We start from the raw sequence: 25454 nt of genomic DNA, 5'->3' as shown, positions 1-25454 counted from the left end.
ATCAATTCCTTAAAAAAACCAACTATATCGAACTTCCGTTTTCCAATCGAAAGCCCTATATTCCGAGTTTAAGAAATTGGTTTCCTTCATAGAATCCAATTGGATTCCTTTTTTAAGAATCGAACCCTGTGGTGTAATCGCAATTTCCTCTTTTTCCCAATCGATACCCGTAAAATAAGAATGAGTCAATTGAATCAAATAAACGAGAACGGTTCCCATCGTCAAATTTTGATAGTCGTCGATAGATTTTTTATATTCGGAACGTTTTTCATGTACGATCATTTCTCTGATTAAAGCGTAGTCGCTAATTTGTCCGATACGCGCAGAATTTTCATACTCCGATTTTTTTTCTCCGACTCGATCCGATACAATCAAAGTTAAAATCACTCCGGACCAAAAAAGTGAACCATACACAATTCCAATTTTTTTTCGATCGGATTTGTAATGTCCCCAACCTGGAAACACCGCAGACCTCCAAACTAAACTCCAACGATTTCTGCTTCCGGTAGTTTTTGTTTCGAACGGACTACGAATCGCCTCATCCTCGATTTTCTTTTTATCTTCCACCGATTTTGCTTCTTGAATTTTAATCTCTTCTTCTTGGCGGATTCGTTTCGCTTCGTCTTCGTTCACGTCCCGATAGATGACTTTCAAAATACTTCTCTTGGAAATCGTCTGCGTTTCTCCGTCCGCGGTACGAACCGTAATGACCTTTTCGTTTTGACCGGTCACATCTCCTTTGAGAGAGGTTCCATTTTTCAGAAGAATCGTCTGCGCTCCCAAAAGAGGAAAAGAAATGAATACTGCAAAGATCAACAAGAACCGGAACGCTAAATTCTTCAAATAAAACTCCGCGGAAAATTTGGGAAAAGAATCCCGCCTCTTACAAAGAGAATGGAAATTCCTTTCCCAAAATCTTAACGCAGCATAAAGGTTCTTATCAATAACTTTTTGTAGGTGCGGGGTGGTATTCGTTTTGTGATATGATGTTTGAGTTTTGAAAATTTTCGCAGTCACGGACATTCCCATTCTGAAAATAGAATCGTAAATGAAATGGTCACCGTTTTTTTCTTTCCTACTCCAACCCATCAAAATCAAGGATTGACTCTAACCAAATTCGGATTTGTTCCCGTAGTAAAACTGGAAGCTGCCAGCGTGCCATTGATATAATTTCCGTTTGTCGCATTGAAGTAAGTTACCGTATTACTAAAATAGTTTGCAACATATAAGATGTTCGCGGAAGGGTTATAATCGACCCACTTTGGATTGTTTCCCGTAACAAAACTAGAAGCAGCCAACGTGCCGTTGATATAATTTCCGTTTGTCGCATTGAAATAAGTTACCGTGTTACCTGTGTTGTTCGTAACGTATAAAATGTTGGCGGATGGGTTGACTGCGGCGCCCCACGGACCTGCACCCGTGACAAAACTGGAAGCAGCCAACGTGCCGTTAATATAATTTCCGTTTGTCGCATTGAAGTATGTTACCGTATTACTACCGGAGTTTATCACGTATAGAATGTTGGTGGAAGGATTGTATAAAACTCGGGTCGGACCTGCTCCCGTAACAAAACTGGAGGCTGGCAACGTGCCGTTCATATAATTCCCATTCGTCGCATTAAAGTAAGTTACATTATTACTATTAAAGTTCGTAACATATAAGATGTTGGCAGTTGGATTGACTTCAAGACCCCATGACATTCCTCCTAACTGCGTGGCAAAACTGGAAGCTGCCAGAGTGCCGTTGATATAATTCCCGTTCGTTGCGTTGAAGTAGGTAACCGTGTCCGAAATTCGATTTATGACGTATAAGATATTGGCGGATGGATTGACTGCGACCGACAATACGTTGTTTCCCGTAACAAAACTAGAAGCAACCAGAGTGCCGTTGATATAATTCCCATTCGTTGCATTGAAATAAGTTACCGTATTCGAGTTGATATTCGTAACGTATAAAATGTTGGCGGACGGATTGACCGCGACTCCCCAAGGATTTGCGCCTGTAGTAAAACTGGAAGCTGCTAACGTGCCGTTGATATAATTTCCGTTCGTGGCATTAAAATAAGTCACCGTATTCGAATTTTCATTTGTGGCGTATAAAAGATTGGGGGCGATGACGGCTGGAGACGAACCGGGAGTAATCGTTCCGTCGGAGATATCTCCATTATTCGATACCATTTTATCGAATAAGTATGATTGCAGGTTGCACGATCGGTCCCACTGAGAACATTCAAATGACGAACAATGGTTTGCAGAAAATGTAATATAAAAGACAGCCAAAACGATTTTCAATTTTATACTATGAAAGAACATTGATTTCCTTTTTAATTTCAAAATTTTTTGACATCTTATTTGAAAAGTAATGTAGTGAAACGAGCAGTAACATAAGAACGTCTTTTCAATCAACTTTTCACTATCTGATAAAAAATCTTAGAGGCGAGTCAATAGTAAAAAAAATAAATCTTGTTCGTCTTTATCCTTTTTTATAGAGAAGTAATTTACGAAGCAATCTTCCTAGAAAGAGATGATTCGCAGAAGTCCCAAGAAAGCTCGAGCACCTTCTTGGAAGTATTCAATTTATCACCTTGAAAGTAGATACATCCGCAAGGTTCATCTCCCAATAAATCTTCAACAGGAGTTTTGACTCAATTCCGGAAACAGATTGGAATTAATTTTCGAGCAACTCTATTTAACGTGAGTTCGGTTTAGCCGATGCGAAAGAGATTGAAGCGAAATCAAACATTAAGTTCAAAGGCAGGCTCGATTCGCCCAAACCTTTGTAAATAAAATATTAAGCATTTTACTCCGTAATAAATCCATGTTTTAGATAAAATTCATTCAATAATTTCTCTAACTTTTCCGGTTGATCGTGATGCATATTGTGTCCCGCATCTTCCATTTCAATATATTCTAAAAATCTAAAATGCGAAAGAATCTCTTCTCGGTTTTCCGGAACCAAATGGGTTTCCTTTCCATAAATGATCAAAGTAGGAGAAGAAATACATTCCCAGAGATGACGAGTTAGATAAGGAGAAAAAACAAACGGAAATCCCCTTTTATAAAGCGGATCATTTTTCCATTGAAACCCTGTGTCCGTCTTTTTAGAAAGATAAGTCGCCAAATCCCGAACTTTTTTTAAATCCAATCTTGGATAAACAGGTTTCAAACGATGGGCTAATTCATCTAAACTCGAAAAAGTTTTATTTTTCCTTTCTTTAACTCCGACTTCGTTGTTCTCTAAAGTATCGAGCCAAGCTTTCAGACGTTTTTTTTCTAATTCCGGATTTTGAATCGACATAAAACCTTCTAAACATACCAGACTTAAAATTTTTTCCGGATAAATTCCGGCAAACCTGGCTCCAATCCCTCCCCCCATAGAATGTCCTAAGATATGAAACTTTTCAGGAAGAAACTTAGAAACAAAAGTTTTAACGTCTACTAAGGTTTGAATGAAATGATAGTTTCCTTCTCGAATCCATTCTGAATCTCCGTGACCTCTATAATCAAATCGGTATATATTAAAATGTTTAGATAAAAACGGAAACTGATAGAGAAACGTATCTGATGCGTCTTGAAATCCGTGAAACAAAAGAATCGAATTTTCCTTTCCGTTTTTATGAATCTTATAGGAGAGATTGTATCCCCCAGATTGAAAAAAATCACTTTCAATTTCACTCATATTATTTCCTTTTCAGAAGACAGATGAACTTTGTTTATTCTATACAACTCAGATCTATATAACAGAGTACACGATATTTTGCACTCAAATAGATCTTTATGGCGAAAATTTTCGGTATTCAATTTTATAGAGATCAGTAAGAACAAAATTGTAAATCTACATATTACAAAATATAATATAATTCTAATATAATACCGTATTTTCTGCTTCTCAAGAAAAAGCCCATCTGTGAGTCTTTTATCATTAGCTTCTGAACAACTCCCGCCATTCTTTTGGAATCCTTGGAATACAGAAAGCAGAAACTTTTTCAGACAACAACTCGTCTCCTTCGTAAAGATTTAAAATCTGATCCAAACTTTGGAGCAAATCAGATACAATTTGTTTTCCCTTTTCACTCAAATCACCCGAGTTAAAAACAATCTCCAATTTTTCTTTGGACCTTTCCGCCTGCATCCTAGATCCGCGTCCATTCGGTTTTACATAAATTTTATGTAAGGAAACACAAAGTTGAATAATTCCCTGAAGAAATATTTTTCTAATTCCTAAATCCTTCTTCCATTGAAACTCTAGTATCTCGTGCGCCTCGAAATACTTTCCTTCCCGAAAAAGTCTTTCCGCATTGGAATAAGCAAAATCGATCGTTTCTTCCGGATCAGAAATAGAAGTGATACGCTCTAAAAGAGCTACAATTTCAGGATCAAACTTCAAATTGTTTCCAATCCTGATATTGAATTTCGGTTCCAGGCGCGACAAAAGAAAACGTTGCATCTTTTACGTATTCCTCTTTTCTCATCCCGAGTAAAACAACGCCCTTTCCCAAAGAAGAACAAAGCAGATGTAACGAGACGGAGGATAAATTCCAATCCAAATATTTAGGATATAAATTTATAATCTTAGAATATAATAATTTTCTACTTTCTATATTTTTTTGAAACACATATTGTTCCAAAACAGGAAGCGCCTCGTTCAAGGTTTCGATGTATTCGGTTTGAACTTTTATCCCGCCTTTTTTTTCGATTTGTGCAATCAGTTGTTGTAGAATAGGAATTACAGTACTTTCTAAAAATTGATTTAGATGATTTTGGTTTTGAAATTGGTTTAAATAAGGTTCGGTTACGGTTCGAAAGGTATATTTGTAAGAACCCTGAGGCAAAACGGCAAGTAACTCTTCCTCTTTTTTATAGATCGTATCTAATTTTTCTTTCAGAAGTTTGAGAACATGTTTACTCTCTTTCTTTGGATCGTAAGAAAGCCTATAAATGTTTCCTGAGTTTGATATTGAGTTTAAGGGACGATTGATCAGAGGTAAAAGCCCGTTTTCATGAATGATAGAAATTAAATTTTTTCCCTCGAACTTAGGATCTAAAAATCCATTCTCTAAAAGATTACCCGGAAATTGAACGACCGCAAAACCGGATTCCTCTAAGCCTAGTTCACTTTGAATTTCTTTTGCGATTTTTAGAATTTTGATAAGCGAAGTGGCAGTATATTTTTCCGGGTTTTCTGGAAACGTATTGGATGAAATACCGTAGTATAAAATTTTACCTTCTTTTCTTTTTTGTTCCAGAAATCGGAAAGAGTTCTTAATTCTTTTGTAATATTCTTCGATCGCTTTTTCTTTGGGAACGTTATGTTTCTCTCGGTCCATGAGGAAGTATTCCGGATTGTGTAAAAGAAAAACATCCACGGTTTCAAGACCCAGTCTTTTGAGAGAATATTCGAGTTGATCCTCCAAAAAAAAAGGATGAATGCAGTGGTAACATCCTTCCTGATAGTAAGTGATCTCCGGAAATGCCCGATTAGTATTTTCGAGTTCAGTTACGATCTCTAAATTTTTCCCTTGGATATATCCCCCCTTGGTGACTATAAAAACGTTTTCTCTTTTGAGTTCCCCTTTTTGTATTTTCTGTTGAAGAACCTTTCCAATCAAACTTTCACTTTCTCCATTTCCATAATTGGAAGAAGTATCGATTACGTTAAATCCCATTGACAAGGAAAGTTCGATCGACTTTTCGTGTTCCGTAGATTCAAGTCCTACTCTATAACTTCCGAAGGCGATCTTAGACAATATCCTTCCTCGAAAAGAAAAATATGGATTTAAAAATTCATTCTTACCCGAATATTTTTTAAATAGAAAAGAATTTTCAGAGTATTCTTTTGTTGCCTTTGAATTGGAAGCACCTTTGAGTTTATTTTTTTGATAAAGTTCCTGGAAAGGACTCATTGTTTTTATCCTTCGAAAAAGTTTTGTTACGCGACGCACTAAATCCTTCTAGGATTTGAATTGTAATTTCTGAATCTCTAATTGAGATAGAATCTTAATAACTTTAGATCTAATTCAATTTTTTCTCTTCGGAATAAAAATGCTTTTCGTTATAACTCGTTTTTTTACTCTCATTTTAGAAAGTACGGGTTTGTTTTCATTTTAAACCCATCTTTTTTGTTCATTCAAATTTTTCGATGAATTCTTTCCACCAATCAAATAGGAGAAAATGGTATGGATTTTAAGGCTGGATATCTCCGGTCTTCCATCGGGAGAAAAACTCTCGTGGCGGCGACCGGACTTGTTTATTTCGGCTTTGTGGTTGTTCATATGTTAGGAAATCTTCAGATCTTCCTTGGACAGGAAAAAATCAACGCATATGGTCAATCGCTTAGGGACATCGAACCCCTTCTTTGGGTAGCTAGAATTATTTTGATTGTTAGCTTTATCATTCACGTTTACTACGCGATAAAACTTACAATTGAAAATAGACAGGCTCGCCCAGTTCCCTACTCTAAAAAGAACACGGTGCAAGCGACACTCGCTTCTAGAACCATGGCTTTAACGGGACTTTTAATTTTTTCCTTCATCGTATATCACCTTTTACACTTCACTCTCGGAGTTACCAATCCGGATCATTTTGCGATGACGGATGCAAAAGGAAGACATGACATTTATACGATGGTGGTTTTAGGTTTTCAAAATCCGATCGTAGCAAGTTCCTACATCTTTGCGATGTTATTACTTGCTACACACATCAGTCACGGGGTGGCGAGTGTGTTCCAAACATTGGGACTGAATACTCCCTACCTTAGCGGTAAAATCAAAGCGGGAGCGATTTTATTCGCACTTTTGATCTTTATAGGCAACACTTCTATCCCACTTTCGATTTTGCTGGGATACGTTCATCCGTAATTCTTTGGAGAAACTTTTATGAGTTTAGATTCTAAAATTCCAAACGGCCCGATTGATAAAAAATGGTCCAACCATAAGGCTGATATTAAATTAGTCAATCCGGCTAACAAAAGAAAATTCAATATCATCGTAGTCGGTTCCGGTCTTGCGGGAGCTTCCGCATCGGCAACGCTCGCCGAACTAGGTTATAACGTAAAAACATTCTGTTTTCAAGACAGCCCTCGTCGTGCACATAGTATCGCGGCCCAAGGTGGTATCAACGCAGCTAAAAATTATCAAAACGATGGTGATTCCGTCTATCGTCTGTTCTACGACACAGTAAAAGGTGGAGACTTTCGCGCAAGAGAAGCGAATGTTCACCGTTTGGCGGAAGTTTCCGTAAACATCATCGATCAGTGTGTAGCACAAGGAGTTCCATTTGCGAGAGAATACGGAGGACATCTTTCCAACCGTTCTTTCGGTGGGGCGCAAGTTTCTAGAACCTTTTATGCAAAAGGTCAAACAGGACAACAACTTCTGTTAGGTGCTTATTCTGCTCTTTCTCGGCAAATCGGTCTGGGTGCAGTCCAAATGTATCCTAGAACCGAAATGTTGGAACTCATCGTCATCGATGGTCACGCCAAAGGAATCGTGGTCCGGGATCTCGTAACCGGAAAACTTTCCACTCATATGGCAGACGCGGTAGTTCTTGGAACCGGGGGATATGGAAACGTATTCTTTCTTTCTACAAACGCGAAAGGTTGTAACGTAACCGCCACTTGGAAGGCGCACAAAAAAGGGGCGTTTTTTGCTAATCCTTGTTATACGCAAATTCACCCTACTTGTATTCCTGTTTCGGGAGACCATCAATCTAAACTGACTTTGATGTCCGAGTCTCTCCGAAACGACGGTAGAATCTGGGTTCCAAAAAAGAAAGGCGATACTCGCAATCCTGCGGACATTCCTGAATCGGAAAGAGACTATTATCTCGAAAGAAAATATCCAAGCTACGGAAATCTTTCTCCACGCGATATTGCATCCCGCGCGGCAAAAGAAGCCTGTGACGCGGGGTTAGGTGTGGGAGAATCCGGTCAGGGGGTTTATTTAGATTTTGCAGACTCGATCAAACGTCTCGGAGAACCTAAAATTCGAGATCGTTACGAAAACCTATTCCAAATGTATGAACAAATCACAGGAGAAAATCCATACAAACAACCGATGAGAATTTACCCTGCGGTTCACTACACGATGGGTGGTCTTTGGGTAGATTACAACCTAATGAGCAACCTACCCGGTCTGTTTGTAATCGGAGAAGCAAACTTTTCGGATCACGGTGCCAACCGACTAGGAGCTTCGGCTTTGATGCAAGGACTTGCAGACGGATATTTTATTCTTCCTTATACGATCGGAAATTATCTTGCCGGGGTTGGATTTAATTCTCATCCGAAAGAAGATCATCCAGAAGCAAAAAAGTCTTTGTCCGACGCGGAAGAAACTACTAAAAAACTTCTTTCCATCAAAGGAAAAAGAACCGTGGATTCTTTTCATAAACAACTCGGAAAACTGATGTGGGACAAATGTGGAATGGCGCGTAACGACAAAGGTCTGAAAGAAGCGTTATCCGAAATTCCTAAGATCCGAGAAGAATTCTGGCAAAACGTAAACGTTCCTGGAAGCGGTGCCGAACTCAACCAATCCCTCGAAAAAGCGGGAAGAGTCGCAGACTTCTTGGAATTCGGCGAACTTCTTTGCCTCGACGCTCTTACCAGAGAAGAATCCTGCGGAGGTCACTTTCGTGAAGAATACCAAGAAGAAGGAGAAGCAAAACGAAACGACGATAAGTTCTGTCACGCTACCGCTTGGGAATTCAACGGAATCGGTAAAAAACCAACCGAACATAGGGAAAAACTGGAATTCGAAAACGTTCATCTCGCTACAAGGAGTTATAAATAATGGATCTGAAACTCAAAGTCTGGAGACAAAAAAGTGGAGAAACTAAAGGAAAAATCGTAGACTACGACGCGAAAGATATTTCTCCGAACATGTCCTTTTTAGAAATGCTCGACGTAGTCAACGAAGAACTAATTACGAAAGGAGAAGACCCAATCGCATTCGAACACGATTGCAGAGAAGGAATCTGCGGTTCCTGCAATCTGATGATCAACGGACAGGCACACGGACCCCATCAAGGAGTTACTTCTTGTCAGTTACACATGCGTTCTTTCAAAGACGGGGACACCGTTTATGTGGAACCATGGAGAGCCAAGGCTTTCCCCGTTCTCAAAGACCTCGTAGTAGATAGAAGCGCGTTTGATCGAATCATCCAATCCGGAGGTTTTATTAGCATAAACACGGGTGGAGCACCAGACGCAAACGCAAACCCAATTCCTAAAGTGGATGCGGATATTGCGATGGACGCAGCTACTTGTATAGGTTGTGGTGCTTGTGTAGCTTCTTGTAAAAACGCGAGTGCGATGTTGTTCGTTTCCGCAAAGATCACCCATTTAGGTCTTTTACCTCAAGGAAAAGTAGAACAAAAAGAGCGCGTGAAAAAGATGATCAACGCAATGGACGCGGAAGGTTTCGGAAACTGCACAAACCAATACGAATGTGAAGCGGTTTGTCCTAAATCGATTAAGAGGGATTTTATCCGTACGATGAATCTGGATTATATTCTTTCTTGAATGTAATCAGAAATTCAAAAATTGTACCAAAACGTAGGAATTCCCACAGATTTACGTGCTTGAAGTGATCTATACCGGTCTTTCTACCACGAAAAGTTGTGTGAGTTTCCACGTTTTGAAATTTTGAGATAAGTTCTAAATATTTTCCGTGGTCAAACTTTTACCTTTTTACCAAAAGGTGGAAATCTAATAGAAACTATCTTCTTGAAATACATTTTTAGTTTCACTCAAAAATGTTTCTATTTTATTTTCAAACATTCTCTATTATTTTCGAGAGTAAAAAGAATTTACACTTTCTGAAAACAAACACACTTGGATACATTCAAAATTTCGTATATCACCCTACGAGCTTCATCAATCAACATTTTCGTGTCTATTCATGAACTTTTTCAGGATTCCCTCCACTACTGCTACATCATTACAATGAAACTATTTAACAATCGATCGATCCTATTATTTATAGAAGGAATGGAATACAAAGCAAAAAAAACATTCAATAATTTTCATAAAGGAGAAACATATACGTATATAAGAAATTATGAATTTGGCGATAGAACGATCGAAGGTCATGAGCTTTTTTTTTCATGATCCTGAAAAAGATACACTTCATTCTTGGCGTGCAAACGATGATATAATTGAAAAACACGCTCATCAATATTTTTCTAAAGTAGGAGGATGGGACGTTGAAGTAAAAAAATCAATTGTACCTGTAGATTTAAATCAATTTGACTTAACACAAAGAAAAAAACTTTTAAATTTGTATATTCCCTATTTTAAATCGATCATCGAAGGTGAAAAAGAAATTCGGAACTGGCGCTACTGGATTGCAGAATACAATCCACTTCTAGAAAAAATTTTACCTCGTATGGATTATTTACAATGGAAATTAAATCCGATGAAAGAAATTGCAATATTCCTTTTAAAAAGAATAAAAGATATTTTTGGATTAACCAAGATATATCAAAATATTTTAATATATAAATTTTTTAAATGTTTTCAGAAAATAACTTTAATTTAAAAAACGGTTCTTATAAATATTTATGAGCGTGTTTTTACATCTCACTTCTTTACAAAACAAAAACTCGATTTTTAGATCGGGTATCAAAACTTCTTCGATCCATTATGAAAACGTTCGAAAAGGAGTTTTTTGTATGCCTGTCATTCCTGATTTTTGGATTACACACCAATGGTTGAGGGAAATAAAGAGATTTTCGAACGGACCAGTTATCGGAATTTATTTCAAAATACCGGATTTGGAACCGGTCTGGTCTGGAAATTACACTTCGAAACTGATACTTTCTTCCGCAATCGAATCCACCCAACTTTTATTATCTACAGAAAACAAACTAGGTTTTCAAATCGTTCTTCCTAGAAAAGTAACTAAAAAAGAAATTCTAAAGATCAAAAATCTTCCTCAGACAATCGGTTGGCGTTATTTTCCGGAGGCACATTCTAAACCTAGATGTCTTTGTCCTGCTTGTTTACCCAAAGGACTTGCTTTTAACAACAAGTTAAAAGAAAATAAATATTATTCTTTGATTTCTAAATTCAATCAGACTCAAAATGAAGGCGAAAAGATTTCAATTTTAGATTCGATAGACGATCTTCTTAGTTTTGGTTTTAAAATTAATGATTATGAACCTTTGATTCGAATTCTTCAATCCAGTTCTGAAGAAATTAAAGAACAAATTTTAAAAATTTTTTCAAGATTTCAATCCGATAAACTCCTTAAAATTGTTTCTAATTTATCACATCTAAAAAAAAATAAAACCTAACGAAATCTATTTTTAAAATGGAATTTAGAATATTTATTCCAGAGAATATTCAAAAAAATTGGAAACGGATTTAACAGAATAGATTCTTAAAATAAAAAAGCGAAAAAGTAAGACCATATTTAAAACTACTTTCAAATTTTATACTAAAACGAGAAGAATTTAAAAAACGTGAATTTCTGTATTACCAATGCGAAAGCAATTATTATGCTGCGATTCATAGAGAGCAAGCACCTGAGTTTTTTATTCACCCTGATTTTCTTACGCCGAACTTTAAGTTAAAAAATTTTTCCGTTGAGACATACAATAAATTGAATATTCAAACAATCGACCAAAATTCTTCCACAGACCATTTTGAAAATTTCATGATATATATAGTGAAACAATAAAATCTTTCGACTATTACATTCTAAAACAGATAAGGGCCAAATTCTCACGCTGCATAGTCGGACTATTAGGACAAGATGAAACAAATAAAAAAACTCGGAACATATACCTTTGTAATGGAGTTTATGGGTGGGACTTATTGTTCTCAAGTAAAAGCAAAAGACTTGAAAACAGCTTTAAATTCATGGACTCAAATCTTGACCAGGGACAGACTTGAAATCAAACATCTAACATTGAACAAACTAAAGAGACTCGAGAAAGAAATTCAAGATGGAGAAAGACCAACAAAACTTAAGGGACTCAAAAATATTTGGTTCACTTCATTTCTGACAAAAGAGAACATCATACACGTTAATATTATAAAGACGGCCAGCCGCTAACAAAACGCAAATTTAATAATGGCAAGGCTTAGTTTAATTTCAGTAGGCTCATTCTTTTTTTATTTTTTAAATTAAACTTCTCGTTAATTTATTAAATAACCGCTTTAATTTTTTTTCCGGGAACTCCAACAACTTTAGAATTCGGTTCTATATCTCGTATAATGACAGTTCCCGCACCAATAATTGAATTGGATCCTATTTTAATTCTATTGATGATAACCGCACGAGTGTGAATTGTACAAAAATTCTCTATTAAAACATTCCCCGCAAGAGTAACTCCTGGATCAATTGTAACAGCCTTTTCGATTTTACAATGATGATCGATCTGCGTTCCGATATTAACAATGACTCCATCATCAATTTCGGCTCTATAACCAATCGTTGATCTAGGATGTATGATAATGTTTTTTCCTAAAAGACATTCCTTTAAAAGTAAAGTCGAAGGATAAATTGCATTAATTAACTCAAGTCCGGAATCATATGCTTTTTTCATTTCCGCCCATCGTTCAGCAGGATCAGAAATCGTAACTAATACTTTATCTACTTTATTTTGAACTAAAAATTCAGGCCAATTTTTTTTACAAATTAGGGGAACATTCTTAAATTTTCCATTTTCTGGATAGGAAAATTGAGATACTGCTCTACTAATTTTTTTAATTTCCGGAGGATCATCCTCAGGATGAATAAAAAAAGCAATTTTTCCCAGATTTGCCTCTTCAAACCAAGAATGAATCTGACCAGCGGAACCTTCATGCCAACCCACAAAAGCAACTCGATTTTCACTTTGAGAATCTAATTTAGATGAAAAAAAGGACATAGTATTTTAATGAAAAATAACTTCGTAAGAATAAGAAATTTGGTTATGAGAGGTTTTTAGAAAACCTGTAGATAGGAAAATTCTCTGCGATATCCAACCTTCAGCTTTAAAGATACCAATGCTTTTTGTAAACGCCGTGAATGACGTTTTTAATTCTTCAATTTTTATTTTCTTAGGCATAAATTAGAGCAGGTCGTATTTCAGAACCACTGACCATTTTCATGCTCAATAATATAATTTCTTTGGAACAAGATAAGTAACTTCCGATAATGTCTAATATGTCTACTAAAGTAATGGATTTACTTGGTTCTACATACTGATAAAAACATAAATTAACACAAAAAGACATTTTTTTTATTTCTATTCCTCGAATAACAATTTTATTCTAATTTATATAACCTACCTATTAGAGTATATTTCATCATTGTCAATAAAATTTTCATTTTATTATCTGAGGAATATTTAATATTTTTAGGATAGGTCATTTTCTATCCTATCACTTATCATAATAAGTTTTTTCTCTTTCTAAATTCATATCCTTTAACATACAAAACTAAAGAATTTACTATCATGTTATAATATCTGTTCTCTATCAGATTTTTAAGTAAAGTATGTATGGATACGTTCAAATATCAAATATTTGTTAATACAACATATTAGACATTATAGGTAGTCTACTAACGTAAAACAAAATCTCACTACCTATTTAAAATATAAAAAATTAAACAATGAATTACTAAAGAATCATTCTAAAACTTATCTATGATTACTTAATCACATCAAAGTACAAAATTTCATATTTATCATTAAAAATAAACTGTAGGAACTTATACTTTTAAAAAAATTTTAATTTTGTTATATAAAATTTACATTAAGCATCTATAAAATGATCTAAAAAATTCCAAAGCCCTCCCTGATGTAAATAAAGTGTACGTCCTTTCCATAAACCGTTTTGAATCAAAGATTCTATTGTATATAAAGATCTACCGGAATAAATAGGCTCCAAAGGAATTTTATATTTTTCATAAAAAGAATTACAATATTTTAAAATAATACTATTTTTAGATCCAAAACCACCCAAATTAGAAATTTCTAAAATTTCTTCTACCTCGATCTCTACTTTAGAGAAGCCTAATGAATTTCTTTTTCGCTCTAACCAGTTTAACATCTTCTTTTTAGGAAGACCAATATTTACTCCATAAATCGGAATTGAATTTCCAAAATACTTTTTTGCAGAAAGAAAAGTAAGACCAGAACCAAGATCCAAGACCAAACGATCATATTCAGAAACTTGAATCTGCCTCCAAAGAGAATTTAAACCTTCCGCCGCTTCCAGACTCATTCCATATTCCGGAATCAAAATAGATCCAAATATAATATCTTTTTCTATAATTTTCTGAATATTTAAAGGTATACGATCATGTTTCAAAATGGAATCGGTTCTGGCGTTTTGACTTGTTGCAGCATCGGTCTTCGAAAATGTATACTGCAAGTCTGGTAAAAACTCAGAGAGAATTTGAATTTTTTTCTTCCATTCGCCACGAGAAGGAAAAATTTCTAATTTGTGAGAATTCCATTTTACAAAAATAGAATTTGCACTAACCCTCTTTGGATCGCGGGTATAGGCGATTGATCGAACCTCGTATCCGAAATTATGAAACAAAAAACAAAACGCGGCTAACGCATTACTGTGTAATTCCCCTTGAAGAACTACTTTTTTGACATTTTGAACTTGCAACGCGGAATGAATGCCAAAAAACTTTCGAAACTTTGTCCCCATACCGAGAGCCAAACGATCGTCTCGTAAGATCGAAAGTTTTGTATGAGTTTCGAGAGAAACGATTTGAATGTTTCCCGAAGAAAGAAGGAATTTTTGTAAAGAATTCAAAAATTAGAATTTACTCAAGTGTTCAACAGTAATAAAAATTTAACCGAGAAATTATAGAGTCTATTCTGAATTTACTTTGAAAATTCAGATGTGACCTGTTCCAATATAAAACGTACTTCTTGTTTTCTTTTTGTTGATCGTAAAATATCTCATCGCAGTTTCCATTACTACCATATAAAACCAACATTTATGATACCCATTTTCCCTTTAGAAAGATGGTAGTTGATAGATTAATATTTCTTTGAGTTTTCTACAGCTTGTAAAGCAAAACATCAACAGCTTGTTAGGCGATAGAACCCATACTTCTGTATTTCAACTCCATAGCCTTTATCAAAAGAATAAAACCGTTAACTCAAACTTCTCGGTATTCTACAAGTTTCCAAATTTCTTTGATATACCTTCTAGTTCCCCGTTTTCAGAACCGCCAAAAATGCTTCCTGGGGAATTTCCACGTTTCCGATCTGCTTCATCCGTTTCTTTCCCTCTTTTTGTTTTTCTAATAGTTTTTTCTTACGAGTGATGTCTCCTCCATAACACTTCGCGGTTACGTTTTTACGAAGAGCGGAAATACTTTCTCTCGCCAGGATTTTTCCTCCCACCGCCGCCTGAATCGGAATCATAAACTGATGTCTTGGAATGAGGTCTTTCAATTTTTCTATGATTTCACGACCTCTTTGTTCTGCCTTGGTTCTATGTACGATCATAGAAAGAGCGTCTACTGGTTCTCCGTTTACGAGAATGTCCATTTTGACGAGTTGTGAAGCCTTATAACCGGAGGGTTCGTAGTCGAGAGAAGCGTAACCTCTCGTAAAAGACTTGAGTTTATCATAAAATTCGAATATAAGTTCGGCTAAAGGAATTTCATATGTCAACTGCACCTTATCTTGTGTAATATAAACAGTATCCAACTGGATTCCCCTTTTGTCCATCGCAAGGGACATGATATTTCCTACGTATTCGTTCGGCGTGATAACGGTTGCTTTGACATAGGGCTCTTCCGTGGATTCGATCGTAATCGGTTCCGGAAAACTGGAAGGATTGTCGATCTCTTCCACTTCTCCGCTCTTTTTTCGAATTATATATTTTACGGAAGGTGCGGTAGTAATCAAGTCCAGATTGAATTCTCTTTCCAATCTTTCCTGAACAATTTCCATGTGAAGAAGTCCGAGATAACCGACGCGGAATCCGAAACCGAGAGCAACGGAACTTTCCTTTTCGAACACGAGGGCTGCATCGTTTAATTTGAGTTTTTCGATCGCGTCTACGAGTTCGTCGAATTGTTCTCCATTGATCGGAAATAAACCCGCAAATACCATCGGTTTAGCTTCTTTATAACCAGGCACCGATTCCTTTGTAGGATTGGAAAATAACGTGACCGTGTCTCCGGTTTTTGCATCCGAAACTTTTTTAATTCCGGCGATGATATAACCTACTTCACCGGTTTCTAAACTTTCTTTAGGAGTTAGATTGATTCGATTGATTCCTACTTCGTTGACCGTAAAATCTTTTCCGGTACTCATCATCATAATCCGATCTCCCTTTTTAATTCTACCGTCAAAAACTCGAATCTTAATTACTACTCCCATGTAAGGATCAAAATAAGAATCATATACAAGCGCCTTCAAAGGTGCATTTGAATCTCCTTTAGGTGGAGGAATTTGTTTAGTAATTTGTTCTAAAACTTCTTTTACATTGAGTCCCGTTTTTGCAGAAATCGCAACCGCCTTCTGTGGATCCAAACCCAAACTTTCCTCGATTTGTATTTTCGTTTTTTCCACATCTGCAGCTGGAAGATCGATCTTGTTCATTACCGGAAGGATCTCCAAGTTTTGCTCCATTGCGAGATAGAGATTTGCCAATGTTTGTGCTTCTACTCCCTGGCTTGCATCTACAATTAAAAGTACACCTTCACATGCTTTTAAAGAACGAGAAACCTCGTAGGTAAAATCCACGTGACCAGGTGTATCCAAAAGATTCATTATGTATGTATTTCCATCTTCCGCAAAATAATCGAAAGTGGCATTGTTGGCCTTGATCGTAATTCCCCTTTCTCTCTCTATGTCCATCGAGTCCAGGATCTGGTCTTTTTTAGTACGATCGTTTGTTACTTGACCGATTTCTAAAAGTCTGTCTGCCAAGGTAGACTTTCCATGGTCGATATGGGCTATGATCGAAAAATTTCGGATGAATTGTTGTTTATCACTCATGAGGGTTCAATCTGATAATTTTCGGTCCAGGCCTAGTCTGAAAAGCAAAATACTTTTGTAGCAAAATTTGTAGGAACTATTACAGTTTAAAATTTCACTGTGAAACTTAGAAAATGTAGGAACTATTACAAAACCGATTCAATTTTCAAAAATAGCACTTGTTGGATTCAAAAAAATGGAGGATGGTTCCACACCTAAAAATAACCAGGCGGTAAAACCCAAAACCAGCGCAGAAACTGCCGGAATCAAAAGATTATCGTCCACAAGACCATTCCAATAAGTACCACAATAGAGTTCCGTAAAAGCAGAAACCAAAATCGCAGGAATTAAGAAAATCAAACTATTATAAAGTACAAAACCCTCTTCTCTCAAAAAGTTCAGTTTATTGGAATTTTGGGAAATATATAAAAAAACAAAACCCACGATTGTACAAACAACTATAAACGCGATGATCCCTTCTATGGACTTTCCGTTGGAAAATCTACGTTTACCGTAAAAAGTTCCAACCCAGGCGGCGGTCGGATCTCCGATCACAAGAAAAAGCATAGATAGAATGGAAATCTCCGGAGGAAATAGAAAGACAACAAACGCACAGGAAAAAAAATAAGGAAGAGTTCCGTTCAATCGATTCTTTTCTTCCTCTTTCATCAAAATTCCCAGGGTCGATAAAAAGAATTTTTGAAAGCTGGAAAATCGAAATCTAAGATATTCAAACAAAGAAACAACTCCAAGACAAAATACCAAAGCGACCGTAACCAGCACTCTGGTAGCATTCAAAAGTCCGAATGCACCTTGAAAGACATCCAGATAATAACAGATCGGAAAAATCAGCCCAAGAAGATGCCAGAGTTTACGAGCGTAGTTAAATCGAATCGAATTTTTCACTTATATCCTACCTATTTTTCATCGTCATTTTTAAAGCGGATTCTTCGTCCGGGGCGATTAAAAAGAGCCCGTTTAACGCCGCCATTTTGATAGAGTTCCGAGCCGATTCGGTAGGATGGATCAAAACCAATTTGTTACGAGAAGTAAAACTCAATTGATTCATCTCTTTCAATGCCTGAATTCCTCGGGAAGAAATCAAACTCACTTCCTCCAGATCCAAAATCACCGGACCGGAACGAATTGAAACCGAAAGTTGTTCTCTGAATTTTTTTTCAGTAAATGAGTTGATAGAACCTTGAAGTTTCATAACCTGAACGTTGTCGATTTTTTCCGTAGAAATGATGATTTCGTTCAAAATCATAATGCTTGGAAAGTCAATCTATAAGTATTTCGTCCCTGAGACAAATGGTTTTTCTATTCTTATCCGTTCTATTTTTGGTTTTAAGATACTATTCCTTTTTATTTCCAGGAGTTGTCATCTTAAGTCTCTCCGTATTGTTCTATCATAAAAAAGCCGGTTCGTATCAGAATAACGAGCCTATATTTCCACTTTCCATTCTAACTTTGATTCTTCTCGCAATTAGCGGGTTAGACGGCTCCACACCGGTAGATCTACTGGATTTAATTTGTATTCATTGTTCCGGAATTCTATTTTTAAGAGGAGCAGAAGAAACTAAGTTCGACATAAAAACAGGATTTTTAGAAGAGATCGTTCAGAAAAAAGAAAGGATTCTATTTTTATTCTTATGGATCGCAGGATTTAGAATGTGGTGGCAATCAGACATCTACTTTTGGGAAAAGCTAAACTTCCTATCCATGATTAAGTCTGGAATTCTAGTTTGTATTTTAGGTTTTCTTTACTTACGATCTCGGAAAACGAAGCTAGTTACTTCTTGTTGTATGTTACTTTCGCTGAGTATTTTACTCTTACAACCTACTCTTTTGAATTTTTCCTATTTTTATCTTTTTTCATTCTTGCAAACCGACATAGAATCCAAAAAGATCAACGCTGGGATAAATGTATGAAGGTTAAGGTAGCGCATCTTTTTCGAAAGATTGAAGAAGTAGACCGAGACATACTCGAACTGGGAAAGATTCAGGAAAAAATTTCCTCGGACCGAGACTATTCCGAGATTCTAAAAGATTCGATTCAAAAAGAAATGAAAAGTTTAGAATCAGGAAAGGCCGAAATTCTATCTTTAAAAATCAAAGAAGAATCCGGTAAAATCGGACTATTGAAAAATTCAGTCAAATCTTCTCCAACCGAGATGAAAAATCTATACAGCTCCCGAGAAAAAAATTTAACTCGGGAAATTTCAGTAGAGATCCCAGATCCAAAACCTCAGACAACTCGAAAGACAATTCACAAATACTAAGACTCAAAGACACAATTTCATGAAACAAAAAACTTTATTTCTAATCATTTTTTCTCTGTTGTTTGCAATCAACTGTAACAGGGATTCGGACGTTCTCGCTTCCTTTAAATCTGGCACCGTAACACGGGAAGAATTGAGAGCTTATTATAAACTACGTGGCATTGAACCAGATCCAAACACCGCTTCGATCGCCACTCAGGCCAAAATCGTAGAAGAAATCGGAATTCAAAAAATTGCAGAAGCCAATAACCAGAACACAAACATAGTTACAAAAGATGAATATGATAGAATTATGAATTTTGTAGAGCCTCAAGTAGTGTTCAATGACTATAGAAAAAAATTCTCCGAAAAATTGATTACTTCTGGGATGTTAGAATTTGCATTTGGTAGAATTCTTTTCGTAAAAGCGGACCCAGACAAACCACAAGTTAGCGAAGAAAAGGCAAAAACACTTTTTCAGGAAATTCAAAAACTCAAGTCCGATCGTGAAATCTCTGAATTTATCACAAAAAATACGGACGAAATTCAAAGAAAAGCGATTGGAGGAAGACTGGAGCCACATTGTATAAACTGCGGAAACGATCCGTTTACCTCAATTCTTAAGGAAGCGGCACAAACCAAAGGAAGCTTTATTTTAAAACAACCTTCTGATCCCGACCCATCTAACTCTAAACAGACTGCAAAAGATTATTATATTATCAAAGTGGAAAGAATCGAAAAAATTTATCCTAAAAAGATCGATAAGTTTTTTCAGAACGAATTGGATAAGTTAAAAAACCTTGCGTTAAAATACGTTTCTAAAGAAGGAATCACGGAAGAGGAAAAAAACTCTGCCAAATTTTATTCCGACTTAGTTGTAAACGAAAGAGCTAACCAAACCGCAGAACACTACGGAAACCGTTTTTTAAGAGAAGCCTGGAAAAATGAAATGGATTCGTTAAAGGCAAAGAGTGGTTTAAAAATCGTAGACTTAACTCCCCAATTTATCAAAGACTTAAAGTCGGAGACGATTCTTTTCGAAGACCAAAAAGGATCCAAGTTTTCTTTTAAAGATCTGATTGTAGAGTTTAATAAAATCGCTCCTATTCTTCAAAAACGCAAAGGTTCTCCTGAAGAGGAAAAAAACGATCAACTTTCATTCTATGCTCAAATTTATCTTCCGATTCGAATTTCTTCCGAATCTAAAGAAATCCAATCTCTCAAAGACACAAAAGAATTCAAGAAAACACTTCCATTACTTGGAAGATCTGTTCTTTTTATGCTAATCCGAAATCGTTCCATCGATTCGGAAGTAAATATCACAGAAAAAGAAATCAGAGATACTTACGAGGCAGGTAAACTATACGCCTATTCCAGACCTTCTTCCACAAATCCGAACGAAAGGATTCCTGAAGACTTCGGAAAAGTAAGAGAAAGAATCAAACAAGAGTTAGTCGAAAGTAAAAAGCAGTCTATTTTTCAAGACTATCTCTCAAAATTAAAATCCGAAAACGAATTTAAAATCTCATCGGAAAGTTTAAAAGCTGGGCAAATCTAAATTTTTAACAATCCGGTTCTATTCTGAACCGGATTGTCTGCATTTCCTCAAATTCAATTTTCATTTTTGTTCGGTTTCTTCAAAATTCTTATCACACTTTTTTAAAAAGCCTATAAACATTTTCAATAAATCTAAAATAGATTACTTTGAGAATTTTTATAAAGTGGATTTAAAGACAATTTCATTGTTTTATGCAGAATTTTGAATATTCTATTTTACAAGACTGATTCGTTAAACGTGAGTCCGGTCCAAGGAATCTTGGTTCTGAAAAAAGTTGAATCTGGACTTTACAGATTGATTCTTTTAATGTAGGAACTATTACAAATCACAATTTTACAAACAATTTCTAAAAATGTAGGAACTACCACAATTTATAAAATAAAAGTTTATAACAATTGAATCTATTGTATTCAAGTGTGGGAACTATTACAAAACTTAGATTTGTCTGTAAAATGATGTAGGAACTCTCACAAATCAAGATTTTATAAATAAATCCTAAAATAGTAGGAACTCATACTTTTATGAAAGTCTTCCTCAGCCGAATTCATGTTAAAATGAGATTTAAACTTTAATAATGGCCGTGAAACAGCGGTTTTATGTAGAAATCCGATTGGACGATGATTCTTTTTGTATCTCATAGTAGTTCCCACAATTTTCAAAGTTTAACTGGTAAAACCACGATTTGTGAGAGTTCCTACATTTATTTTTTTACAAAAAAATTGACCTAAGATAAAACGGATTTTCTTACGTCCTGCTCACGTTACTTATATCTATATAATAAAGTATCAATATTTTACATTAAAACAGTGTTTTGCAAAAAAAATAAGATGTTTAATTTTACAATTCCGAACAAAATAATTTTCAAAAATATTACAAACTATGAATATTCTTATATTTTTATCTTTTAAAAAACCTTTAATCATAATTTTATTTTAAGACACACAAGACATTACCACAAATTTTTATCACAAAAACCCATTTGATTACAAAAACACCAAATACAGAATCAATAAGACAAAAATTTAACTATAAGTTTCATCATTATCTTTGAATTTTATATAAGCTTTATTGTATAAAAATAAATTCATTGAGTCTTACTCACTTTAACAAAAATAATTTTATAAATAAACGTCATTTTATAATTCGTTAATCTATATTACTTTGAACTTAAAATTTATTTTTTATTTTCTGCATGTGTTTTACTCTTGATTTGACTTATTTGTCATAATCCTTTAGGCTTACTAAATCATAAAATTGTAATCTTGTTTAAGTCCATTGGAAATTTTTTCTTGAACTTACATTTCATCAAAATACCTTTGTGTTCGAGAGGGGAACTGAATGAAAAACCACATATACATGCTTCGAAAAAAACGAGGCATAAAACAATACGATATGGCGAGAGCGCTCGGGGTTTCTCCAAGCTACCTTTCAAAAATTGAAACGGGTAGTCAGGATCCTACCGAAAAATTCAAACAAGCCTGCGTAAAATATTTGAAAACCACTCTTGAAAAATTGTTTAACGAACAACCAGTTGAGGATGTTTATCCTGAATTTACGGAAGGACTCACCAACAGACTCTGGGCAAAACGTAGAGAATTGGGTATTAAACAATATGATATGGCTAAAAAACTAAAAGTATCCACGCCTTTTCTTTCCAAGGTAGAATTAGGACTTTTAGAACCGCCGGAAGACTTTAAAAACATGGCGTCCAAGGCTTTAAAAATGAAAAAGGAAGAATTGTTTCTTCAAAAAGTTGAATATTAAAAAATAAGATTACACTCAATAAAAAAGGAAGCATAAAGCTTCCTTTTTTATATATTTGAAAAGTTCCGATCCAGTGTATTTGTAACCTAAGTTATCCACACCAAAATCATTTTAAGATCGATTTTCCGATCACTGAATATTCGTTAAACCACAACTACTTTTCCCAATTTATGATCAACGGTTATATTTTGTCCGTTTGCAAACTTGCCATCCAAAATATATCGACTCAGCGCGTTCCCTACTTCCCTTTGAATCAAACGTTTGAGAGGTCTGGCTCCGTATTCCGCGTCAAAACCGGCTTTAGATACATAGTCTTTTAATTCGTTCGTAAAATTTACATTCAAACCGTTTTCTTTCGCCTTTTGTCTCAAACCTTCTAATTGAATCTCCGCAATTTTATGAATTACTGAATCCGTGATCGAATGAAATAAAATCACTTCGTCAATTCGATTTAAAAATTCCGGTTTAAAATGTTTTTTTAACCTTTGTTCCACCAATCTTTCCTTTTCTTCCGAAGTGTATTCGGAAGATCCTAAAACGTCCGATCCTATATTCGAAGTAAGAATGATCACTGTATTTTTAAAATCAACGTTACGCCCCTTTCCATCGGTCAATCTTCCTTCATCTAAAATCTGAAGAAAAATGTTAAATACTTCTGGGTTCGCTTTTTCAATCTCGTCAAAAAGTATCAAAGAATAAGGTCTTCTTCGAACCGCTTCTGTAAGTTGTCCTCCTTCATCGTATCCTACATAACCTGGAGGCGCACCGATCAATCTGGCTACGGAATGAGCTTCCATATATTCACTCATATCGATCCGGTTCATCGCGTTTACATCGTCAAACAAGAATTCGGCGAGTGCCTTTGCGGTTTCGGTCTTTCCAACTCCAGTAGGCCCCAAAAATAAAAACGTTCCTATCGGACGGTTTGGATCCGCAATTCCGGCCCTAGATCTTTGTACCGCTTCCGAAACGAGTCTGAGAGCGTGATCCTGTCCGATCACCTTGGTTTTTAATGCGTCTTCCATTAAAAGAAGTTTTGCCCTTTCTCCTTGAAGCATTTTAGAAACCGGAATTCCTGTCCAACGGGATACTATATTCGCTATATCCTCTTCGGAGACTTCTTCTTTTAAAAGCCTGGAAGCGCTTTCTTGTTTTTTTAACTCTTCGTTTGCGGATTCGAATTCTTTTTGAAGATCCACTAATTTTCCATAGCGGATCTCTGCCACTCGATTGATCTCTCCTCTTCTTTCTGCCTCCGCTTCTAAATTTTTATACTTTTCTATCTCTTCTTTAATTTGTTTCAAACGACCAATTTTAGATTTTTCTAAATCCCATCTCGCCTTTAGGGTTTGAAAATTTTGCTCTTGTTCGGATAAATCCTTTTCGAGAGTTTTTAATCTTTCTTTTGAAGCCGTATCCTGTTCTTTTTTTAGAGCTTCTCTTTCTATCTTTAGAGATTGAATCCTTTTGTTCGCGCGATCGAGTTCCTCTGGCATGGAATCTATCTCGATCCTCATCTTGGAAGAGGCCTCGTCGATTAAGTCCACCGCCTTATCTGGAAGAAATCGATCCGATATATAACGATTAGAAAGTGTAGCAGCCGCAATCAAAGCGGAATCTAATATTCTAATTCCATGATGTAGTTCGTAACGTCCCTTAAGACCTCTTAAAATCGTTACGGTTTCCTCTACGGAAGGCTCCTTGACATAAACAGGTTGAAACCTCCTTTCTAAAGCTGCGTCTTTCTCTATATATTTCTGATATTCCTTTAGAGTAGTCGCACCTATACAACGTAGCTCCCCTCTGGCAAGCATAGGTTTTAACATATTAGAAGCGTCTAATGCTCCTTCAGTGGCTCCGGCGCCTACTAGAGTATGAATTTCGTCTATGAATAAAATCACTTCTCCGTCCGAAGATTTGACCTCGTCTAACAACGCTTTGAGCCTGTCTTCAAATTCTCCTCTATATTTGGCCCCTGCGATCATGGAACCTAGATCCAATGTATAAAGCGTTTTATTTTTGATTCCCTCTGGAACCTCTCCTTGAACGATTTTGTTGGCGAGTCCTTCCACGATTGCAGTTTTACCAACTCCTGGTTCTCCAATTAGCACTGGATTGTTTTTTGTTCTTCTAGATAAAACTTGTATTGTCCTTCTAATTTCCTCATCTCTTCCTATGACAGGATCCAGTTTTCCTTGTTTGGCGAGTTCATTTAGGTTTTTTGCATACTTTGCAAGTGCGTCCGTTTTTCCTTCCGGCGAATCGTCCATGATTGTTTTTCCCTTTCTATTTTCCAAAGTGATTTTAAGTAATTTATGATATTCTAATCCTAATTTTAAAAATTCGGTTTTTAACGGTCCGATTCCGTTTTTCATGAGCCCGAGTAAAATATGATCCGTAGATAGATACTCGTCTTTTAATTCTTTTCTTATTTCATCCGCGGCTTTTAAAAGTGAAACCGCCGAACGTGAAAATCCTATGTCCGCAGAAGTGTTTCCTCCCACTTTCGGTTGTTTTTCCAAAATATTTTCTGTACTTTCCAAAAATGATTTTGGACTCAGATTGAGTTTAGAAATTAAAAGAGGCGCCAGTCCGTCCGGCTGCGATAGAACTTCCTTTAAAATATGTTCTTCGCTAATTTCCGGATTTCCCAATTTTTCGGCAGAAGTTTGTGCGTTATATAATGCTTCGTTTAGTTTGGATGTAAGTTTATCTAATTTCATTTTCCGACTCTTTCTTTTGTTTTTTTAGTTTAGAATTTAGACTTTTTGATCCTTAAAATTTCTCTTTTTTCTGCCATATTGGCATTTTCTTTTTCTACCAGTCCAGGATTTTCTTTGTAAAATGTAAGAACTCACACAAAACTTAGATTCTTCGGTAAAATGTGGGAACTACTAGTCCAGTGTAAAATCTGCGGTAGGG

20 protein-coding genes and 1 pseudogene are annotated in these 25454 nt (G+C 35.8%); 10 read left to right on the top strand and 11 right to left on the bottom strand.

All coding sequences use genetic code 11. The features are described 5' to 3' along the window. Positions 1 to 9 precede the first annotated feature (9 nt). From LEP1GSC049_RS0204820 to LEP1GSC049_RS222190, 5 genes are all read right to left on the bottom strand, one after another. Positions 10 to 843, bottom strand: a complete 834-nt coding sequence (locus LEP1GSC049_RS0204820) for an LA_0442/LA_0875 N-terminal domain-containing protein (protein ID WP_004774400.1) — start codon at positions 841 to 843, stop codon at positions 10 to 12. Between the two features lie 251 nt (positions 844 to 1094). Next, entirely contained in the window at positions 1095 to 2177 is a 1083-nt protein-coding gene (locus tag LEP1GSC049_RS222175; protein WP_004768628.1) for a YncE family protein, read from the bottom strand. Between the two features lie 622 nt (positions 2178 to 2799). Further along, a complete protein-coding gene (locus LEP1GSC049_RS222180) occupies positions 2800 to 3678 on the bottom strand; it encodes an alpha/beta fold hydrolase (protein WP_004758910.1) in 879 nt (292 codons plus the stop codon). Positions 3679 to 3921: 243 nt separating this feature from the next. Next, entirely contained in the window at positions 3922 to 4386 is a 465-nt protein-coding gene (locus LEP1GSC049_RS222185) for a DUF309 domain-containing protein (protein WP_004756016.1), read from the bottom strand. After that, on the bottom strand, positions 4376 to 5902 hold the full coding sequence (locus LEP1GSC049_RS222190; protein ID WP_004777129.1) for an aldo/keto reductase: 1527 nt from the start codon (positions 5900 to 5902) through the stop codon (positions 4376 to 4378). The genes LEP1GSC049_RS222185 and LEP1GSC049_RS222190 overlap by 11 nt, the downstream gene beginning before the upstream one ends. A 273-nt stretch (positions 5903 to 6175) precedes the next feature. Between LEP1GSC049_RS222190 and LEP1GSC049_RS222195 the strand changes: the two genes are divergently transcribed. The 6 genes and pseudogenes from LEP1GSC049_RS222195 to LEP1GSC049_RS222220 all read left to right on the top strand — a co-directional run bounded on the left by LEP1GSC049_RS222195 (position 6176) and on the right by LEP1GSC049_RS222220 (position 12058). Beyond that, complete coding sequence (locus LEP1GSC049_RS222195; RefSeq protein ID WP_004766294.1) at positions 6176 to 6856, top strand: succinate dehydrogenase cytochrome B subunit, b558 family; 681 nt, start codon at positions 6176 to 6178, stop codon at positions 6854 to 6856. An 18-nt stretch (positions 6857 to 6874) separates the two neighbouring features. Next, a complete protein-coding gene (locus LEP1GSC049_RS222200) occupies positions 6875 to 8788 on the top strand; it encodes a fumarate reductase/succinate dehydrogenase flavoprotein subunit (RefSeq protein WP_004756088.1) in 1914 nt (637 codons plus the stop codon). Then, entirely contained in the window at positions 8788 to 9519 is a 732-nt protein-coding gene (locus tag LEP1GSC049_RS222205; protein WP_004756031.1) for a succinate dehydrogenase/fumarate reductase iron-sulfur subunit, read from the top strand. The genes LEP1GSC049_RS222200 and LEP1GSC049_RS222205 overlap by 1 nt, the downstream gene beginning before the upstream one ends. A 423-nt stretch (positions 9520 to 9942) precedes the next feature. Next, positions 9943 to 10500: pseudogene (locus LEP1GSC049_RS222210) on the top strand (hypothetical protein). A gap of 59 nt (positions 10501 to 10559) precedes the next feature. Next, positions 10560 to 11294, top strand: coding sequence for a hypothetical protein (locus LEP1GSC049_RS222215; RefSeq protein ID WP_016560476.1), 735 nt, complete (start codon positions 10560 to 10562; stop codon positions 11292 to 11294). Positions 11295 to 11794: 500 nt separating this feature from the next. Then, positions 11795 to 12058, top strand: a complete 264-nt coding sequence (locus LEP1GSC049_RS222220; RefSeq protein WP_000395358.1) for a hypothetical protein — start codon at positions 11795 to 11797, stop codon at positions 12056 to 12058. Positions 12059 to 12149: 91 nt separating this feature from the next. Here the strand turns inward: LEP1GSC049_RS222220 and LEP1GSC049_RS222225 are convergent, their stop codons facing one another. The 5 genes from LEP1GSC049_RS222225 to LEP1GSC049_RS222245 all read right to left on the bottom strand — a co-directional run bounded on the left by LEP1GSC049_RS222225 (position 12150) and on the right by LEP1GSC049_RS222245 (position 18216). Beyond that, positions 12150 to 12875: an acetyltransferase gene (locus LEP1GSC049_RS222225; protein ID WP_016560459.1), complete on the bottom strand. Its 726-nt coding sequence runs from the start codon at positions 12873 to 12875 to the stop codon at positions 12150 to 12152. An 871-nt stretch (positions 12876 to 13746) separates the two neighbouring features. Further along, positions 13747 to 14763, bottom strand: a complete 1017-nt coding sequence (locus LEP1GSC049_RS222230; RefSeq protein WP_004756010.1) for a hypothetical protein — start codon at positions 14761 to 14763, stop codon at positions 13747 to 13749. Positions 14764 to 15164: 401 nt separating this feature from the next. Beyond that, positions 15165 to 16970, bottom strand: a complete 1806-nt coding sequence (lepA, locus tag LEP1GSC049_RS222235; protein WP_004755918.1) for a translation elongation factor 4 — start codon at positions 16968 to 16970, stop codon at positions 15165 to 15167. A gap of 138 nt (positions 16971 to 17108) precedes the next feature. Continuing rightward, positions 17109 to 17855, bottom strand: a complete 747-nt coding sequence (locus tag LEP1GSC049_RS222240) for a diacylglycerol/polyprenol kinase family protein (protein WP_004758851.1) — start codon at positions 17853 to 17855, stop codon at positions 17109 to 17111. A 7-nt stretch (positions 17856 to 17862) separates the two neighbouring features. After that, positions 17863 to 18216 carry an STAS domain-containing protein gene (locus LEP1GSC049_RS222245; RefSeq protein ID WP_004756087.1) on the bottom strand — a complete coding sequence of 118 codons (354 nt, stop codon included), beginning with the start codon at positions 18214 to 18216 and terminating at the stop codon, positions 17863 to 17865. Between the two features lie 44 nt (positions 18217 to 18260). On the opposite strand from LEP1GSC049_RS222245, the gene LEP1GSC049_RS222250 reads away from it, so the two are divergent. The 4 genes from LEP1GSC049_RS222250 (at position 18261) to LEP1GSC049_RS222265 (ending at position 22532) form a co-directional block, all read left to right on the top strand. Continuing rightward, positions 18261 to 18881 carry a hypothetical protein gene (locus LEP1GSC049_RS222250; RefSeq protein ID WP_004758802.1) on the top strand — a complete coding sequence of 207 codons (621 nt, stop codon included), beginning with the start codon at positions 18261 to 18263 and terminating at the stop codon, positions 18879 to 18881. Next, positions 18878 to 19231 carry a hypothetical protein gene (locus LEP1GSC049_RS222255; RefSeq protein WP_004755947.1) on the top strand — a complete coding sequence of 118 codons (354 nt, stop codon included), beginning with the start codon at positions 18878 to 18880 and terminating at the stop codon, positions 19229 to 19231. The genes LEP1GSC049_RS222250 and LEP1GSC049_RS222255 overlap by 4 nt, the downstream gene beginning before the upstream one ends. A 19-nt stretch (positions 19232 to 19250) precedes the next feature. Continuing rightward, positions 19251 to 20768: an LIC12015 family putative lipoprotein gene (locus LEP1GSC049_RS222260; protein WP_004755945.1), complete on the top strand. Its 1518-nt coding sequence runs from the start codon at positions 19251 to 19253 to the stop codon at positions 20766 to 20768. 1356 nt (positions 20769 to 22124) lie between these two features. Beyond that, positions 22125 to 22532, top strand: a complete 408-nt coding sequence (locus LEP1GSC049_RS222265; protein ID WP_002153214.1) for a helix-turn-helix domain-containing protein — start codon at positions 22125 to 22127, stop codon at positions 22530 to 22532. 143 nt (positions 22533 to 22675) lie between these two features. Here LEP1GSC049_RS222265 and clpB read toward each other — a convergent pair whose 3' ends face one another. Continuing rightward, positions 22676 to 25255 carry an ATP-dependent chaperone ClpB gene (gene clpB, locus LEP1GSC049_RS222270; protein ID WP_004756056.1) on the bottom strand — a complete coding sequence of 860 codons (2580 nt, stop codon included), beginning with the start codon at positions 25253 to 25255 and terminating at the stop codon, positions 22676 to 22678. Positions 25256 to 25454: the final 199 nt, after the last annotated feature.

The organism is Leptospira kirschneri serovar Cynopteri str. 3522 CT (assembly GCF_000243695.2).
GTDB lineage: Bacteria > Spirochaetota > Leptospiria > Leptospirales > Leptospiraceae > Leptospira > Leptospira kirschneri.
Note: the sequence above shows the minus strand (reverse complement) of the source record. Positions and strands in the feature narration are given on the sequence as shown.

Excerpts from the sequence above, each read along its gene's own strand:
- LEP1GSC049_RS222200 (WP_004756088.1), top strand. The coding sequence starts at position 6,875 with ATGAGTTTAGATTCTAAAATTCCAAACGGCCCGATTGATAAAAAATGG.
- LEP1GSC049_RS222215 (WP_016560476.1), top strand. The coding sequence starts at position 10,560 with ATGAGCGTGTTTTTACATCTCACTTCTTTACAAAACAAAAACTCGATT.
- LEP1GSC049_RS222250 (WP_004758802.1), top strand. The coding sequence starts at position 18,261 with ATGGTTTTTCTATTCTTATCCGTTCTATTTTTGGTTTTAAGATACTAT.
- LEP1GSC049_RS222260 (WP_004755945.1), top strand. The coding sequence starts at position 19,251 with ATGAAACAAAAAACTTTATTTCTAATCATTTTTTCTCTGTTGTTTGCA.
- LEP1GSC049_RS222255 (WP_004755947.1), top strand. The coding sequence starts at position 18,878 with ATGAAGGTTAAGGTAGCGCATCTTTTTCGAAAGATTGAAGAAGTAGAC.
- LEP1GSC049_RS222220 (WP_000395358.1), top strand. The coding sequence starts at position 11,795 with ATGGAGTTTATGGGTGGGACTTATTGTTCTCAAGTAAAAGCAAAAGAC.
- lepA (WP_004755918.1), bottom strand. The coding sequence starts at position 16,970 with ATGAGTGATAAACAACAATTCATCCGAAATTTTTCGATCATAGCCCAT.
- LEP1GSC049_RS222180 (WP_004758910.1), bottom strand. The coding sequence starts at position 3,678 with ATGAGTGAAATTGAAAGTGATTTTTTTCAATCTGGGGGATACAATCTC.
- clpB (WP_004756056.1), bottom strand. The coding sequence starts at position 25,255 with ATGAAATTAGATAAACTTACATCCAAACTAAACGAAGCATTATATAAC.
- LEP1GSC049_RS222205 (WP_004756031.1), top strand. The coding sequence starts at position 8,788 with ATGGATCTGAAACTCAAAGTCTGGAGACAAAAAAGTGGAGAAACTAAA.
- LEP1GSC049_RS222190 (WP_004777129.1), bottom strand. The coding sequence starts at position 5,902 with ATGAGTCCTTTCCAGGAACTTTATCAAAAAAATAAACTCAAAGGTGCT.
- LEP1GSC049_RS222225 (WP_016560459.1), bottom strand. The coding sequence starts at position 12,875 with ATGTCCTTTTTTTCATCTAAATTAGATTCTCAAAGTGAAAATCGAGTT.
- LEP1GSC049_RS222195 (WP_004766294.1), top strand. The coding sequence starts at position 6,176 with ATGGATTTTAAGGCTGGATATCTCCGGTCTTCCATCGGGAGAAAAACT.
- LEP1GSC049_RS222245 (WP_004756087.1), bottom strand. The coding sequence starts at position 18,216 with ATGATTTTGAACGAAATCATCATTTCTACGGAAAAAATCGACAACGTT.
- LEP1GSC049_RS222175 (WP_004768628.1), bottom strand. The coding sequence starts at position 2,177 with ATGGTATCGAATAATGGAGATATCTCCGACGGAACGATTACTCCCGGT.
- LEP1GSC049_RS222265 (WP_002153214.1), top strand. The coding sequence starts at position 22,125 with ATGCTTCGAAAAAAACGAGGCATAAAACAATACGATATGGCGAGAGCG.